Here is a 15,607-nt window from a genome sequence, read left to right on the forward strand (position 1 = left end):
GGCATATGCCGGATGCAAGAGGGGGCCGACCCGGACCGACTTCCGTCAAGCCCGAGTTGACCCCCCGACCGCTCCTACCAGGAGCCCCACGGCACGTTCCAGCCGCTCAGCCCGTTCGACGGGTCGAGCGTCTCCTTCTTGGTCGAGTTCTTCACGACCACGACGTCCCCGACCATCGAGCCGCTGTAGAACTTCCCCATCGAGGTGCTGTCCCCGCCGCCCTTGACGTCCTTGAGCCCGACGCAGCCGTGGCTGACGTTGTCCTCACCGAAGACGTTGCTCCAGTAGTTGCCGTGCACGTACGTCCCGCTGTCGGTGAGCCGGATCGAGTGCGGCACCTGGAGGTCGTACGGCGCACCGGTCATGCCGGGCAGGGTGCTGGACTGCATCCGCACCACGCCCTCCTTGGCCATGACGACCATCGTGCCGTTCCAGGTCGCGTGTTCGGGCGAGCCGGCGGTGATGTCGATGTCGCTGGACTGCCCGCTCTGGACGACCGTCATCTTGTGCGCGGCGGCGTCAACCGTCGAAATCTGGGATCGCCCGATCGTGAAGGGCTCGTCCCGGTCACCGCCGTACACCCCGGGGGCGATCTCGACGCTCTTGAGGCGGTAGTGCACGACCACCTTGGTGCCGGGCGCCCAGTACTGCTCGGGGCGGAAGTCCAGCCGGCGGTCGCCGAACCAGTGGCCCTTGACCACGGTGCCGTTGTCGGCCTGGAAGGTGATGCCCCTGAGGACCTCGTCCTTGTTCTTGACGTCCTTGCTGAAGTTCACCGAGACGATCATGCCGACGCCGTACGTGGCGTCGTTGTCCACGTTGTCCGAGGCCTTGGCGAGCGCCGTCGGGGTCAGCGTGGTGAAGTTGCTGTCGGCCGTGGCGACCGCGCCGTCGGCGTCCGCGGCCATCGCGCTGACCTGGTAGGCGGTGCCCACCGCCAGGGCGGCCGACGGGGTCCAGGAGGCGCCGTCGGCGGAGATGGTGCCGGGGACCTCCTGGCCCGTCCGGTCGCTCACCTTGACGGTGGTGAGCTTGCCGCCCGTCGCACCGACCTTGATCGCGTTCGGCGCCACGTCCACCGAGCCGGCCTTGGGCTCGATGTTCACCGCGGCCTTCGAGACCTTCGGCGCCGTGCCGGTGGGCGCCGCCGCGGGCTTGGATGCGGCCGCACCGGCCCCCAGGTCGGCCTTGGCCGCGCTGCCGCCCCCACTGCCGCCGCTGCCACCGCCGCAGGCGGCCGTCAGCGCCATCGCCCCGCCGACCAGGCCGGCGGTAACCACTCTGCGTATCGACCTCAACGTCGATTCCCTCTCTCTGGACTCCCCGAACTCCCCGTGAACCCGCGACGGTCCTACGACGGACCTGCGACGGACCCGACCGGATACACGCACCCGGCCATCGGAAAGGTTGCGACATGCGCGGGGCTTCCCGCCCCGGAAAGCCGAGCGGCCCGACCCCAACGGGTGAGGATCGGACCGCTCGGCGACAAACTCACCGGAGTGCCCGGACTAGCCGAGCCAACCTCCGGGTAGGGACTACCAGTTGGCCCAGTCCACGTTCCAGCCGCCGAGCCCGTTGGAGGGGTCGACGGTCTTCTCCTTGGTGTTCACGACCTTGATGACGTCACCGACCATCGAGTCGTTGAAGAACTTGCCCGCCACCGAGGTGTCGCTGCCGCCCTTGACGTCCTGCATCGACACGCAGCCGTGGCTGGCGTTGGACTTGCCGAAAGGATTCGCCCAGTAGTTGCCGTGCACGAAGGTGCCGGAGGTGGTCAGCCGCATCGCGTGCGGCACGTCCTGGATGTCGTACTCGCCGCCGAGGCCGACGGTCTGCGAGTTCATCCGGGTGACCTTCTCCTTGGACATGACCACCATGGCCCCGCCCCAGGACGGCGTGGCGTCCGCGCCGAGGGTGACCGGCACGGTGGTGCTCTGGCCGCTCCGCTCGATGGTCATCTGGTGCGACTTGGCGTCCGCGGTGGAGATCTGCGAACGGCCGATGGTGAACGGCTCGTCCTTGTCCACGTCGCCGTAGATGCCCGGGGCGACCTCGACGTTCTTCAGCCGGTACTTGACGGTCACCTTGGTGTCCGGCGCCCAGTACTGCTCCGGGCGGAAGTCGACCCGCTTGTCGCCGAACCAGTGGCCCTTCACCACGGTGCCGTTGCCGGTCTCGAAGGTGATGCCCTTGAGGACGGCGTCCTTGTTCTTGACCGCCTTGTTGAACTCCACCGAGACGATCATGCCGACGCCGTAGGTGGCACCGTCGCTGATGTTGTCGTTGGTGGAGATCTTCTTGTCCGGCGTCAGGGTCGTGAACGAGGTGGTGGACGCGGCCACCAGGCCCGCCCCGTCCTTGGCCTGCGCGTTCACCTTGTACGCCATGCCGACGGCGAGCGCCGCCGCGGGCTTCCAGCCGGTGCCGTCCGGGGCGATCGCACCCTCGACCGGCTTCCCGTCCTTGTCGGTCACCTCGACCGTGGTGAGCTTGCCGTTCGAGACGGACACCTGCAGCCCGGTCGGCTGGACGTCCTGGGCACCGTCCTTCGGCTCGACCGCGATCACCGCGGCCGAGGTCTTCGGCGTCCCCGAACCGCCCCCGTCCGCCGAGGCCGGCGCGCTGGCCGCGTTGCCCCCGCCGGATCCCCCTGAGCCGCCGGAGCCACTGCCCTTGTCGTCGTTGCAGGCCGCGGTGAGCAGCAACACCCCACCCATGGCCAACGCCATCGCGTAGCGGCTGGTGGTACGTATCGCGGCGCCGGCCGTCTTACCCGTCTTCACGGTTTCTCCCCTCCCGGTATTCACTCTCTTGACGCGTTGAGTGCCCCCATGAGTTGCACCGGGCGCCGATCTTTCGCGCCTGGCTGCGGACGCGTCGGAGCAGGATAACTGGGCTGTTCGAGTGAATTCGCAGGGGTGTCGAGCGGAACCGAGCAGAACCGGGTGAAGGTGGGTGAACCGGGCGTGACGGCGCGACGGGCGCCCGCGGCTAGCGCAGCGCGCTCCCGGCCACCCACTGCTCCCAGAGCATGTTCCAGCCGTTCAGCCCGTTCTGCGGCGGCACGAAGTCCCCGGACGGGCCCTTCACCTCCACCACGTCCCCCGCGATGGTGTGCTCGAACAGCCAGCCCGCCGGGGTGTCCTTGCTCGTGCCGCCCTTGGCGTCGGCCAGGCCGATGCAGCCGTGGCTGGTGTTGGCGGTGCCGAACACCTTGGGGTCCGCCCAGTAGTTGCCGTGGAGGAAGGTGCCGGAGGTGGTCAGCCGCATCGCGTGCGGGACGTCCTTGATGTCGTACTCGTCGCCCATGCCGACGGTCTGCGAGTTCATCCGGGTCACCTTGTACTTCTCCGACACCACCATCACCCCCCGGTAGGTGGAGTGGTCGGGGCTGCCGCCGGAGACCTTGAGCACCCGCACCACCTTGCCGCCCTGGCCGGTCCGGACGGTCAGGGTGTGCGCGTCCAGGTCCACGGTGGAGACCTGCGCCCGGCCGACGGTGAAGCGCAGGTCCCGGCTCTGGCTGCCGAACTCGCCCGGCGCGCCCTGCACGTCCTTCAGCCGCAGCGCCACCGAGACCTTGGTGCCGGCCGCCCAGTACTGCTGCGGGCGGAAGTCCAGCCGCTGGTTGCCGAACCAGTGCGCGGCCACCGCCACCGGCGGGTCCGCACTGACCTGGACGGCCTTCTCCACCGCCGCCCGGTCGGCGATCGGGCGGCTGAAGCGCAGCGAGACCGGCATGCCGACGCCGACCGTGGAACCGTCCTCCGGGGTGAAGAAGGCGACGAAGGTGTGCGCCCGGGCGACGGTCGAGAACGCCGAGTGCTGGGCGGCCTTCTGGCCCTGGTCGTCCTCGGCGACGGCGTCCAGGGTGAACGCGGTGCCCAGCGGCAGCGGGCCGTCGGGCCCCCAGCCCGCGCCGTCCGGGGTGATCGTGCCGGGCACCTCGGTGCCCTTGGCGTCGGCCAGCCGGACCGACACCAGCCGGCCCTGCGCGGCACCCACCCGGACCGCGCCCTCCGGCTGCACGTCCTGCGCGCCGTCGGCCGGCTGCACGGTGAGCACCGCCCGGGACGGCGCCTCCGCCGGGGGCGCGGTGGGCGCCCCGGAGCCGACCGCGTCCCCGTCGGGCGCGGCCGGGGAGCCGCCGCTGCCGCAGCCCGTGAGGACGGCCAGACAGCAGGCCACCACCGCCGCGCCCCGCGCCCACACCCGTCCTCGGCACCGCATCCCGGGGCCTCCCACTGTTCGCGTCCGACGCCCGGAACAACGACGGGCGCCGACCCGGGGACACGCCGAGCGGCCCGGAATCCCGCCATCCACCGGCGATCCCCTGCCCGCCATCCGCCGGTAAGCCCCCGTTCAGCGGCTTCCGATCTGCGCAATCCGGGAAAGAGGAAGTGAACGGGGTCCGGGACACCCCGCCCAGGGAGGGTACGGCCATGGCGTCAGGGCAGGAGCTGGAAGCCGGGGTAAGGCCGGACGGCGGCCCGCACACCGTCGAGCCATCAGTCGAGCCACCGCGGCCCGGCAGCTGGCAGCCGCTCGGCGCCCGCTTCCGGACCGACCAAGTCGGCGGCCGGGGCACCAACTTCGCGCTCTGGGCGGCCGGCGCCGAGGCCGTCGAGCTGTGCCTCTTCGACGAGGACGGCCGGGAGAGCCGGCACCGCCTCACCGAGCAGGACTTCCAGATCTGGCACGGCTTCCTCCCCGGCGTGCGCCCCGGCACCCGCTACGGCTTCCGCGTGCACGGCCGGTGGGACCCGTGGACCGGCGCCCGCTGGAACCCGGCCAAACTGCTGCTGGACCCGTACGCCCGCGCCGTCGACGGCTGTTACACCTCGCACGACGCCGCCTGCGCCGCCGTCCGCAACTGGCCGGAGGCCGACGTCGCCGACACCGTCCGGGACAACCGCGACTCCGCGCCCTACGTGCCCAGAGCCGTGGTCGTCCACGATGACGACGACTGGTACGACGACCACCGCCCGAAGACCCCGTGGGCCGAGACGGTCCTCTACGAACTGCACGTGCGCGGCTTCACCATGCGCCACCCCGAGATCCCGCCGCACCTGCGCGGCACCTACGCCGGCCTCGCCCACCCCGCCGCGATCGCCCACCTCACCCGCCTCGGCGTGACCGCCGTCGAGCTGCTGCCGGTCCACCAGTACGCCACCGAGGACCACCTCCAGGCGCGCGGCCTGGTCAACTACTGGGGCTACAACACGGTCGGCTACTTCGCCCCGCACGCCGGCTACTCCGCCTCCGGCTCGCGCGGCGGCCAGGTCGGCGAGTTCAAGCGGATGGTCCGCGCCCTGCACGCCGCCGGGATCGAGGTGATCCTGGACGTGGTGTTCAACCACACCGCCGAGGCCGGCGAGCTCGGCCCGATGCTCTCGCTGCGCGGCATCGACAACGCCGCCTACTACCGCCTCCCGCCGAACCGCCCGCGCGGCTACGCCGACTACACCGGCTGCGGCAACACCCTGGACACCCGCCGCCCGCAGGTGATCCGGCTGATCACCGACTCGCTGCGCTACTGGGTCGCCGAGATGGGCGTGGACGGCTTCCGCTTCGACCTCGCCGCCGCCCTCGCCCGCGGCGGCCCGCGCGGCGGCGACGACGTGGACATGGACCACCCGTTCCTCGCCGCCGTCTCCCAGGACCCGCTGCTCAGCCGGGTGAAGCTGATCGCCGAGCCGTGGGACGTCGGCCCGGGCGGCTACCAGGTCGGCGGCTTCCCCCCGCTGTGGGCCGAGTGGAACGACAAGTACCGCGACACCGTACGGGACTTCTGGCGCGGCGCCCGCCCCGACGTGCGCGAGCTCGGCTACCGCCTCTCCGGCTCCTCCGACCTCTACCAGCGCGGCGGCCGCCGCCCGTACGCCTCCGTCAACTACGTGACCGCGCACGACGGTTTCACCCTGCGCGACCTGGTCTCCTACGACCGAAAGCACAACGAGGCGAACGGCGAGGCCAACCGCGACGGCACCGACGACAACCGCTCGTGGAACCACGGCGTCGAGGGCGAGACCGCCGACCCGGCGGTCCGCGCGCTGCGGCTGCGCCAACTGCGCAACCTGACGGCCACCCTGCTGCTCTCCACCGGCGTCCCGATGCTCACCGCCGGGGACGAGCTGGGCCGCACCCAGGGCGGCAACAACAACGCCTACTGCCAGGACAACGAGGTCAGCTGGCTGGACTGGTCACTGCTGGCGGAGCCCGGCTGGCGGGAGCTGACCGAGCTGACCGCCCGGCTGATCCGGCTGCGCCGCTCCCACCCGGTGCTGCGGCAGCGGGCGTTCTTCTCGGGCCGGGCCGCCACCCCCGGCGGCCAGCCCGACCTGGCCTGGTTCACCCCGCTGGGCAAGGAGATGACCGAGGCCGACTGGTTCGCGCCGACCGCCTGCCTGGGCATGCTGCTGTCCGGCACCGCGATGTCCGAACGGGACGACACCGGACGGCCGCTGCGGGACGACAGCTTCCTGCTGCTGCTCAACGCGGGCCACCAGGCCACGGTGTTCACCCTGCCCGGTGAGCCCTGGGCGGCGCCCGAGGCCCCGTACGAGACGGTGATCGACACGGCCGAGACTCCGGTCGGCACGGCCGGGGCAGCAGTCGGCACGGCCAGGGCGGCAGTCGGCACAGCCGGGGCGGCGGGAGGCACGGCCGGGGCGGCGGGAGGCACGGGCGAGCCGTACCCGCACGGCGCCGTCGTCCTGGGCGGGCGCTCACTGCAGCTGCTGCGCGCGCCCGCCCCCGGGGCCTAGGGGCCCGGCTCAGCCCCGGGCGTGCCCGAGCTCGACGTTCTCCAGCACGCCGATCGCGTCCGGCACCAGCACCGCCGCCGAGTAGTAGGTGCTGACCAGGTAGGAGGCGACCGCCTTCTCGTCGATGCCCATGAAGCGGACGTTCAGACCCGGCTCGACCTCGTCCGGGATGTTGATCTGGGTGAGCCCGACCACGCCCTGGTTGTCCTCGCCGACCCGCATCGCGATGAACGCGCTGGTCTGCTGGTCGGACACCGGGATCTTGTTGCACGGGAAGATCGGCACCCCGCGCCAGGTCGGCCGGCGCTTGCCGAGGACGTCGACGGTGGCCGGGTAGACACCGACCTTGTTGCACTCCCGCTCGAAGGCGGCGATCGCCCGCGGGTGGGCGAACAGGTAGTCGGTGTCCCGGCGCAAGCTCAGCAGCTCGTCCAGGTCGTCCGGGGTGGGCGCCCCGGAGCGGGTCTGGATCCGCTGGTCGAAGTCGGTGTTGCCGAGCAGGCCGAACTCCGGGTTGTTGACGAGCTCGTGCTCCTGCCGCTCCCGCAGGGCCTCGATGGTCAGCCGCAGCTGCTCCTCGGTCTGGTTCATCGGCTTGTTGTAGAGGTCCGCGACCCGGGTGTGCACCTTGAGGACGGTCTGCGCGACGCTCAGCTCGTACTCGCGCGGCCTCAGCTCGTAGTCCACGAACGCGCCGGGCAGCTCGTACTCGCCCTCGTGGCCGGCCGACAGGTCGATCCGCGCCTCGCCGTGCTCGTTCTGGGCCTGCGCGGCGTCGGCGGCGAAGCCCAGCAGCTGCTCGCGCAGTGAGTCCGAGCGGTCGACCAGCTCCTGGAAGACCGCCCAGGGCAACGCCATCGCGACACCCGACGTCGCCGCCTTCACGGTGTACGGCCAGGTGCCGTTCGGCTCGGTGAGCGCCTCGTCGCCGATGTGGTCGCCGTCCGCGAGGGAGCCGAGCACGGTCTGCTCGCCGTACTTGCCGGTGCCGATCCGGTCCACCTTGCCGTGCGCGACGAGGAACACCTCCTCGATCGGCGCACCCTCCTGCACCAGCACGTCGCCCACCGCGAAGTCCCGCTGCACGAACCGGCGGGCCAGCTCCTCCAGGACCGCGTCGTCCTCGTAACCGTGCAGCGCCGGCACCTCGCGCAGCGAGGGGGCGACCACGCTCACCGTGGAACCGGCCTTGGCGAAGCCCACCCGGCCGCGCCCGGCGGCGAAGCTGAGGCGGCGGTTGACCCGGTAGGTACCCGCGCTGACCTGCACCCAGGGCAGCATCTTCAGCAGCCAGCGGGAGGTGATCTCCTGCATCTGCGGCTTCGACTTGGTCGTGGTCGCCAGGTTCCGCGCCGCGGTCGTGCTGAGGCTGAGCTGGGCCCGGACTTCCACGGTCGCGCGGCCTGGGCCGGGGGCCGCGGTGGGTTCGGTTTCCACCGTCATGTGCACACTCCTGTCACTCACGTATCAATGAACATCCGTCAGGAGATTCCATCGGCCGATCGGGTGGGGCTCGCAAGAGGCGCCCGGCGCATTCGTCCCTGCACGAACCGCCGCACACGCCCCGCGCCCGCCCGCGCACCACCCGTCCGAGTGGCCGGTTCTCGCCGGACAGCACCGACAGGGGCGAAAAACCGGATGAGAAGTGACGGCCTCTCCGCCTACCCTCACCGCGATGGCCGAGAACCGACATGACACCGACAACCCGCCCGCCGACGGGACCGTGACCGCGCGCCCCCGCTCCACGGTCCGCTCGCTGCTGCGCCTGTGGCCGTACGCGCGCGCCGTCCGCGGCCGGCTGGCCGTCTCGGTGACGGCCGCCACGCTCGGCATGCTGAGCACGCTCGCCGTCCCGGTGCTCCTCGGCCGGATCGTGGACGGTCCGCTCGCCACGCACGACCTGGCCGCCCTCCGGCCGCTGGTCGGCCTGCTGCTGCTCCTTGGGCTCTTCGAGGCCGGACTCTTCTACACCCGCCGGGTGGTGCTGGCCCGCCCGCTGGCCGGGCTGGAGACGGCCATGCGCGGCGACCTCTTCGCCAAGCTCCAGCGGCTGCCGGTCTCCTTCCACGACCGCTGGGGCTCCGGCCAGCTGCTCTCCCGGGCCACCGCGGACATGTACACCATGCGGCTGTTCCTGGCCTTCCCGTTGGTCTTCCTGATCGTCAACTCGGTGATGTTCCTGGCCGGCGCGGTGGTGATGTTCACCCAGGACTGGCGGCTCGCGCTGATCGCCCTGGTGCCCGTCGTCCCGCTGTTCCTGCTCACCCGGCGCTTCGAGTCCGGCTACTCCGGCGCCTCCCGCCTCGCCCAGGACCAGAACGGCGACCTCGCCACCGTGGTCGAGGAGTCCGTCCTCGGCATCCGGATCCTCAAGGCCTTCGGCCGTCACCGCTCGATGGCCGAGCGCTTCCGCGCCCAGTCCCAGGAGCTGCGCCGCACCGAGCTGCACAAGGCCCACCTGCTCGCCAACCTCTGGTCCGTCATCATCGGTCTGCCCGAGATCGCCCTCGGCTGCGCCCTCGCCGCCGGCGCCTACCTGGTCGCCCACGACGAGCTGAGCGCGGGCGCCCTGGTCGCCTTCCTCTCCACCGCGCTCGCACTGCGCTGGCCGGTGGAGTCGCTCGGCTGGCTGCTCGCCTACGCCAACGAGGCCGCCACCGCCACCGACCGCTTCTTCGAGGTGCTGGACGAGCCGGACACCCCGGACCCGGGCACCGCCACCGGGCTCGGCGCCCGGGACGGCATCCGCTTCACCGGCGTCCGCTTCCGCTACCCCGACGCCCCGGCCGGCAGCCCCGACCTGCTGACCGGCATCGACCTGCACATCCGCAGCGGCGAGACGATGGCCCTGGTCGGCGCCACCGGCAGCGGCAAGACCACGCTCACCGCGCTGCTCCCCCGGCTGTACGAGGCCACCGCCGGCACCATCACGCTGGACGGCCGGGACCTGCGCGACCTGCCCCGGGAGCGGCTGCGCGAACTCGTCGCGGTCGCCTTCGAGGAGCCCACCCTGTTCTCCGCCACCGTCCGGGAGAACGTCCTGATGGGCGCCCCGGGCGCGAGCGGGGAGCAGCTGCGCTCCGCGCTCGCCACCGCCCAGGCCGGCTTCGTGGACAAGCTCCCCGAGGGCGCGGACACCGAGGTCGGCGAGCAGGGCCTGAGCCTGTCCGGCGGACAGCGCCAGCGCCTCGCGCTGGCCCGCGCAGTGGTCGGCGACCCGGCCTTCCTGGTGCTGGACGACCCGCTCTCCGCCCTGGACGTGCACACCGAGGCCCTGGTCGAGCGGGCACTGCGCGAGGTCCTCGGCACCACCACCGCCCTGGTGGTCGCCCACCGCCCCAGCACCGTGCTGCTCGCGGACCGGGTCGCGGTGCTGGCGGACGGCCGGATCGAGGCCGTCGGCACCCACCAGGAGCTGCTGCGCGACTGCGCGCACTACCGCGAACTGATGTCGGGCGAGGCCGCCCTCGTGCCCGAAGGAAGTGCAGCCCCGTGACCACGACCGCCGATCCCACGAAGGCCGACCCCGCGAAGGGCGAGCCCGCGACGGCCGATCCCACGAAGGCCGCCCGGTCCGCCGAGGAGGAACTGCCCCCGCCCCCGGCCGACGAGGAGGACATCCCCGTCCCGCCCGGCGCGCCCCGGGCGCTGCTGCGCTCGCTGCTCGGCCCGCACCGGGCCCGGATCACCGTCGCGATGGTGGTGATCCTGGTCCAGCAGGCCGCCCTGCAGTCCGGCCCGCTGCTGGTCGCGGTGGCCATGGACCGCGCCATCCCGGCGCTGCGCGAGCACGACTCCGGCCCGCTCGTCGCGGTCATCGCCGCGTACCTGTTCTGCGCGCTGCTCAGCCCGGTGCTGCAGTGGGCGTTCATCAAGATCAGCGCCCGGGTCAACCAGGACATCCTGCTGGAGCTGCGCGGCCGGATCTTCCGGCACGCCCAGCGGCTGAGCCTGGACTTCCACGAGCGCTACACCTCGGGCCGGATCATCTCCCGGGCGACCAGCGACATCGACGCGCTGCGCGAGCTGCTCTCCGAGGGTCTGCAGGAGCTGCTGACGGTCTTCCTGTCGGTCTGCTACATCTCGGTGCTCCTGCTGGTGCTGGACTGGCGGCTCGGCCTGGTCTCGCTGGTGTCGGCCGTGCCGCTGGCCCTGATCGCCCGTTCCTTCCGCAGCCGCTCGCGCCGGGTCTACCGCCGCTCCCGCACCTCGGCCGCCTCGCTGATCGTCCGCTTCACCGAGACGATGAACGGCATCCGCCCGGTGCAGGCCTTCCGCCGCGAGAAGGCCAACGACGCCGCGTTCGCGCTGGTCAACCGGCAGTCCGCCACCGCGACCGCGGACGGCCTGCTGGAGATCGCCCGCTACGTCGGCCTCTCCCGGGCCACCGCCAACCTGTGGGTCACCGGCGTGGTGCTGTTCGGCGCCTACCTGGTCGTGGACGACACGCTGGAGGTGGGCGCGCTCACCGCCTTCGTGCTCTACCTGCGCCGCCTCTACGACCCGATCGACCAGCTGGCGATGTTCCTGAACAGCTACCAGTCGGCCGCCGCCGCGCTGGAGAAGATCGCCGGCCTGCTCGCCCACGAGCCGACCGTCGCCGAACCGGCCGAGCCGAAGGAGCTGCCGCAGGCCGCGAGCGGGCGAATCACGGTCAAGGGCCGGGAGGTGTCCTTCGAGCGGACCCGCTTCGCCTACCCCACCGGCAGGGAGGTGCTGGCGCCCTTCGACCTGCTGATCCCGGCCGGGCAGACGGTCGCGGTGGTCGGCGCGACGGGCGCGGGCAAGTCGACGCTCGCCAAGCTGCTGGCCCGCTTCTACGACCCGAGCGACGGCCGGATCCGGCTGGACGGCGTGGACCTGCGCGAGCTGGCCACCCCCGAGCTGCGGCGCGGGGTGGTGATGGTGACCCAGGAGTCCTTCCTGTTCTCCGGCACCGTCGCCGAGAACATCGCGATCGGCCGCCCCGGCGCCACCCGCGAGGAGGTCGAACAGGCCGCCCGTGACATCGGCGCGTACGGGTTCATCGCCGAGCTGCCGGACGGCTTCGACACCGACGTGCGCAAGCGCGGCGGCCGGATCTCGGCCGGCCAGCGCCAACTGGTGGCCTTCGCCCGCGCCCTGCTGGCCGACCCGGCGGTGCTGATCCTGGACGAGGCGACCAGTTCCCTGGACGTTCCGGGCGAGCAGGCCGTCCAGCGGGCGATGCGCACGGTGCTGGCCGGCCGGACGGCGGTGATCATCGCGCACCGCCTCTCCACCGTGGAGATCGCCGACCGCGTCCTGGTGATGGACCAGGGCCGGATCGTGGAGGACGGCTCCCCGCAGGAGCTGATCGACGGCGCCGGCCGCTTCGCCACCCTCCACCGGGCCTGGCGGGACAGCCTGGTCTGAGGGGACCCGGCCGGTCCGAGGGGACCCGGTCCCCGACCCATGAATGTGCCCGTCCGGGTGCGCCGTTACGCACCCGGCCGGGCCGCCCCCCGGTGGAACCGTCAGTCCACGGTCACCGCGTAGGCGGTGTGCCAGTCGGGCGAGGGGCAGTCCTCCTGCGCGGCCACCACGTCCAGCGTTCCGCCGGGCAGCACCTGCCCGGCGACGGCCGCCGGGTCGATCACCACGGCCGGGTCGATGAAGGTCGCGTCGAGGCCGGCCGGGATCCCGTAGGAGCTGCCGGTGCCGAAGTAGGTCAGGGTGACCGGCGGGTCGGCCGACTGCACCACGCCCGGCGACGGGAAGTGCACGACCACCTGGGTCGTGTCGCTGGTGGCCGCCGGGCCCCGGTTGGTGACCTGCACCTCCAGGATCCCGGTCTCGCCCGGGACCACCGGGCCCTGCGGCGGGCAGAGTTCGACGGACAGCCGCGCGGTCGCCGGGGGCGCCGCGAGCGGGCCGGTGGCGGCCTGGGCCGGCCACGCCACGAGGACGACGGAGAGCGCGGCGAGGGCGGCCGCGCGGACGGTTCGCATCAGGAGCATCACGCTCCCCCCGCCCGACACGCGGGGCAACCGGATGACTGCCGTCCGTGGCGGACGGGCGGCAGTCATCCGGCGCGCCGTCAGCGCAGCAGCCCCGCGTCCATCCCGGCCGACTCGGCCGGCAGGGCGACCAGCCCGAGCTCGGCCGGGGAGGCCAGCCGCGGGTGCGCGGGCAGCACGCGGACCGTGTAGCCGAACGGGCCGGTCCGGCACAGCTCCAGCGCGCCCTCGTAGCGGGTGCGGCCGTCGAGGTCGGGCCCGCCGACCGGTTTGAGGGCGAGCAGGCAGGCGTCCGAGATGCCGTCCGACTCGTCCACCCGGCCGGAGACCACCTGGACCTCGACGTCATCCGGATCCAGCGTGCCGAGCGCGACCTGCACCCGCAGCGCCAGCGAGCTGCCCAGCTCCTGGGCCTCGGCCGGGCAGTCCGCCTCGACGTGCTCGACCCGGACGGCCGACCAGGCCTCCCGGACCTTCGCCTTCCACCCCGCCAGCTCCCGCGCGGTGATTCGCCCGCTCACCTCCGGGCGCTCGCCCGCCGCGCGCCCGCCCGCCGCCAGCTCCCGCTGGGCCAGCGCCGCCGGGGCGTACAGCCGTTCGACGTACTCGCGGACCATCCGCCCGGCGAGCACCTTGGGCCCGAGGGTGACCAGGGTGTGCCGGACCATGGCGATCCAGTGGTGCGGCAGCCCGTCCGCGTCCCGGTCGTAGAACCGGGCGGCGACCTGGTCCTCGATCAGGTCGTAGAGGGCGGCCGCCTCGATGTCGTCGCGCCGCTCGGCCTCGCCGCTGTCCGGGTCGGGCACCCCGCCGCTCTCGTCGGCGGTGGGGATCGCCCAGCCGTTGCGGCCGTCGTACCACTCGTCCCACCAGCCGTCCAGGACGGACAGGTTGAGGCAGCCGTTGAGCGCGGCCTTCATCCCGGAGGTGCCGCAGGCCTCCAGCGGGCGCAGCGGGTTGTTGAGCCAGACGTCGCAGCCCGGGTAGAGGTGCCGGGCCATCGCCATGTCGTAGTCCGGCAGGAAGACGATCCGGTGCCGGACGGCCGGGTCGTCGGCGAAGGCGACCATCTGCTGGATCAGCCGCTTGCCGCCGTCGTCGGCCGGGTGAGCCTTGCCGGCCACCACGATCTGCACCGGCCGGGTGGGGTGCAGCAGCATGGCGCGCAGCCGCTCCGGGTCGCGCAGCATCAGGGTGAGCCGCTTGTACGAGGGCACCCGGCGGGCGAAGCCGATGGTGAGCACGTCGGGGTCGAGCACCGAGGAGACCCAGCCGAGCTCGGCCTCGCCGGCCCCGCGCTGGTGCCAGGAGGCGCGCAGCCGGCGGCGGGCCTCGTCCACCAGCTGGGCGCGCAGGGTGCGGCGCAGGTCCCAGATCTCGGTGTTGCCGATCGCCTCCAGGCCGGTCCAGCGGGTGGCCTCGCCGGTGGTCATCGCCTCCTCGGCGCGCTCGGCGCCGATCCCGGCGGCGCCGAGCCGGACCACCGCCGGGTCGATCCAGGTGGCGGCGTGCACGCCGTTGGTGACCGAGGTGATCGGCACCTCGGAGGGGTCGAAACCGGGCCAGAGGCCGTTGAACATCGAGCGGCTGACCTCGCCGTGCAGGGTGGAGACCCCGTTGGCGCGCTGGGCGAGCCGCAGGCCCATGGCGGCCATGTTGAACAGTTTCGGGTCCCCGCCGCGCCAGGTCTCGGCGCCGAGCGCGAGCACCTGGTCGACCGGGACGCCGGGCAGCGCGGTGTCGCCGCCGAAGTGGCGGGCGACCAGCTCGCGGTCGAAGCGGTCGATGCCGGCCGGGACGGGCGTGTGGGTGGTGAAGAGGGTGCCGGCCCGGACGGACTCCAGGGCGGCGGCGAAGTCGAGGCCGGCCGCATCCTCGGCGACCAGCTCGCGGATCCGTTCGACGCCGAGGAAGCCGGCGTGGCCCTCGTTGGTGTGGAAGACCTCGGGGGCGGGGTGCCCGGTGAGCCGGCAGTAGGCGCGCACCGCCCGTACGCCGCCGATGCCGAGCAGCATCTCCTGGAGCAGCCGGTGCTCGCTGCCGCCGCCGTACAGCCGGTCGGTGACGTCGCGCTCGGCGGGCGAGTTGGCCTCGATGTCGGAGTCGAGCAGCAGCAGTGGCACCCGCCCGACCTGGGCCTTCCAGATCCGGGCGGCCAGGGTGCGGCCGCCGGGCAGGACGAGGTCGACCCGGCTGGGGGTGCCGTCGGGTTCCCGGAGCGGGCTGACGGCGAGCTCGTCCGGGTCCAGCAGCGGGTAGCGCTCCTGCTGCCAGCCGTCCCGGCCGAGGGACTGCCGGAAGTAGCCGTGCCGGTAGAACAGCCCGACGCCGATGATCGGGACGCCGAGGTCGCTGGCGGCCTTGAGGTGGTCGCCGGCCAGGATGCCGAGCCCGCCGGAGTACTGGGGCAGCGCGGCGGCGATGCCGTACTCGGGCGAGAAGTAGGCGATCGCGGCGGGCAGTGGGGCGGCCCCGGTCTCCTGCTGCCGGGCCTGGTACCAGCGCGGGCCGGTCAGGTAGTCGCGCAGGTCGTCGGCGAGGTCGCCGAGTCTGCGCAGGAACCGCCGGTCGGCGGCGAGCGCGGCGAGCCGGGCGGCCGGGACCTCCCCGAGCAGGCGCACCGGGTCCTCGCCGGTCGCGGCCCAGACCTCCGGGTCCACGGACCGGAAGAGGTCCCTGGTCTCGGGGTGCCAGGACCAGCGCAGGTTGAGGGCCAGCTCGTGCAACGGCTGGAGTTGTTCGGGCAGGACGGTGCGGACGGTGAATCTGCGGATTGCCTTCACGGCGTGAAGCGTAGCCGCGGCGGTCGGCCCGACAGTGCGTCAAGTGGGCTATTGGGCATCCGTTCGGCCTATTGATGAG

The 15,607-nt window shown here is 72.7% G+C and carries 9 protein-coding genes; 3 read left to right on the plus strand and 6 right to left on the minus strand.

Annotation, left to right across the window (positions count from 1 at the left end):
* Positions 1–74 precede the first annotated feature (74 nt).
* From ACZ51D_RS03975 to ACZ51D_RS03985, 3 genes are all read right to left on the minus strand, one after another.
* The gene (locus ACZ51D_RS03975) at positions 75–1,280 is read right to left on the minus strand and encodes a L,D-transpeptidase (RefSeq protein ID WP_465661116.1); all 1,206 of its coding nucleotides are present in this window, start codon (positions 1,278–1,280) and stop codon (positions 75–77) included.
* A gap of 255 nt (positions 1,281–1,535) precedes the next feature.
* Positions 1,536–2,783: a L,D-transpeptidase gene (locus ACZ51D_RS03980; RefSeq protein WP_465617694.1), complete on the minus strand. Its 1,248-nt coding sequence runs from the start codon at positions 2,781–2,783 to the stop codon at positions 1,536–1,538.
* 208 nt (positions 2,784–2,991) lie between these two features.
* Positions 2,992–4,230, minus strand: a complete 1,239-nt coding sequence (locus tag ACZ51D_RS03985; protein ID WP_465617692.1) for a L,D-transpeptidase — start codon at positions 4,228–4,230, stop codon at positions 2,992–2,994.
* A 212-nt stretch (positions 4,231–4,442) separates the two neighbouring features.
* Between ACZ51D_RS03985 and glgX the strand changes: the two genes are divergently transcribed.
* Entirely contained in the window at positions 4,443–6,767 is a 2,325-nt protein-coding gene (glgX, locus tag ACZ51D_RS03990) for a glycogen debranching protein GlgX (protein ID WP_465617690.1), read from the plus strand.
* 9 nt (positions 6,768–6,776) lie between these two features.
* On the opposite strand, the gene ACZ51D_RS03995 is transcribed toward glgX, so the two are convergent.
* The gene (locus tag ACZ51D_RS03995; RefSeq protein ID WP_465617688.1) at positions 6,777–8,210 is read right to left on the minus strand and encodes a family 2B encapsulin nanocompartment shell protein; all 1,434 of its coding nucleotides are present in this window, start codon (positions 8,208–8,210) and stop codon (positions 6,777–6,779) included.
* A 232-nt stretch (positions 8,211–8,442) separates the two neighbouring features.
* Between ACZ51D_RS03995 and ACZ51D_RS04000 the strand changes: the two genes are divergently transcribed.
* Both ACZ51D_RS04000 and ACZ51D_RS04005 read left to right on the plus strand, forming a co-directional pair.
* A complete protein-coding gene (locus tag ACZ51D_RS04000) occupies positions 8,443–10,263 on the plus strand; it encodes an ABC transporter ATP-binding protein (protein WP_465661118.1) in 1,821 nt (606 codons plus the stop codon).
* A complete protein-coding gene (locus ACZ51D_RS04005) occupies positions 10,260–12,161 on the plus strand; it encodes an ABC transporter ATP-binding protein (RefSeq protein ID WP_465617684.1) in 1,902 nt (633 codons plus the stop codon). The genes ACZ51D_RS04000 and ACZ51D_RS04005 overlap by 4 nt, the downstream gene beginning before the upstream one ends.
* Before the next feature lie 101 nt (positions 12,162–12,262).
* Here the strand turns inward: ACZ51D_RS04005 and ACZ51D_RS04010 are convergent, their stop codons facing one another.
* Positions 12,263–12,745 carry a hypothetical protein gene (locus tag ACZ51D_RS04010; RefSeq protein ID WP_465617682.1) on the minus strand — a complete coding sequence of 161 codons (483 nt, stop codon included), beginning with the start codon at positions 12,743–12,745 and terminating at the stop codon, positions 12,263–12,265.
* An 80-nt stretch (positions 12,746–12,825) separates the two neighbouring features.
* On the minus strand, positions 12,826–15,528 hold the full coding sequence (gene glgP, locus ACZ51D_RS04015) for an alpha-glucan family phosphorylase (RefSeq protein WP_465617680.1): 2,703 nt from the start codon (positions 15,526–15,528) through the stop codon (positions 12,826–12,828).
* Between the last annotated feature and the right edge of the window lie 79 nt (positions 15,529–15,607).

It is taken from the genome of Kitasatospora sp. NPDC033851, from assembly GCF_055576085.1.

Excerpts from the sequence above, each read along its gene's own strand:
- glgX (WP_465617690.1), top strand. The coding sequence starts at position 4,443 with ATGGCGTCAGGGCAGGAGCTGGAAGCCGGGGTAAGGCCGGACGGCGGC.
- ACZ51D_RS03985 (WP_465617692.1), bottom strand. The coding sequence starts at position 4,230 with ATGCGGTGCCGAGGACGGGTGTGGGCGCGGGGCGCGGCGGTGGTGGCC.
- ACZ51D_RS04000 (WP_465661118.1), top strand. The coding sequence starts at position 8,443 with ATGGCCGAGAACCGACATGACACCGACAACCCGCCCGCCGACGGGACC.
- ACZ51D_RS03995 (WP_465617688.1), bottom strand. The coding sequence starts at position 8,210 with ATGACGGTGGAAACCGAACCCACCGCGGCCCCCGGCCCAGGCCGCGCG.
- ACZ51D_RS04010 (WP_465617682.1), bottom strand. The coding sequence starts at position 12,745 with ATGCTCCTGATGCGAACCGTCCGCGCGGCCGCCCTCGCCGCGCTCTCC.